The 529-nt window shown below is 59.9% G+C and carries 1 pseudogene; it reads right to left on the reverse strand.

Annotated elements, in window-relative coordinates:
- Window positions 1-329: 329 nt before the first annotated feature.
- Window positions 330-479 (reverse strand): annotated as a pseudogene (locus ELR45_RS42935) (zinc finger domain-containing protein); the annotation flags it as partial.
- Window positions 480-529: the final 50 nt, after the last annotated feature.

Consider the following 529-nt stretch of genomic DNA (forward strand, 5'->3'; position numbering starts at 1 on the left):
GCCGCCTGAAGCCGGCCTACCTCAGCCTCGAGGTCGTTGACACGGCGGCGGAGCCTCTGTACCTCTGTGACGAGCCTCGGGTCCGGGCCCCCCACATGTCCCAACAGCGCCTTTGCCATCGCTGATGCCCTCCACAGGCTAAGATCTTCACAAAAATGATTCAGGACAGTTGCGGCACGCCTTCACCACGTTGAGAAATCTCACTGTGGACACACGGCTGCGCAACAACGTATACCAGCATCTCACCTGGACCCTTCGCAGGTCAAGGCGAGACTAGACACTGGGCGACTCAACTATGTGACAAAGGACTCATATGCGCCCAAACCGCTTCACCAACGGCCCTTCCTGGGCCGTGGTTGGCAGCGAGGACACGTATACGACGAGCGATTCATGAACGGATCTCGCCGTATCGGCGTGCCACATCGCATGCACGGCCGCCCTTCCCGGCCGTAGACGCGCAGCGAACGATCGAAGTACCCCTACTTCCCACGTCCGGTACATTGAAATCTAGGTCGCGCAGAAGGGGACG

Source organism: Phytoactinopolyspora endophytica, from assembly GCF_004138495.1.
Taxonomy (GTDB): Bacteria; Actinomycetota; Actinomycetes; order Jiangellales; family Jiangellaceae; genus Phytoactinopolyspora; species Phytoactinopolyspora endophytica.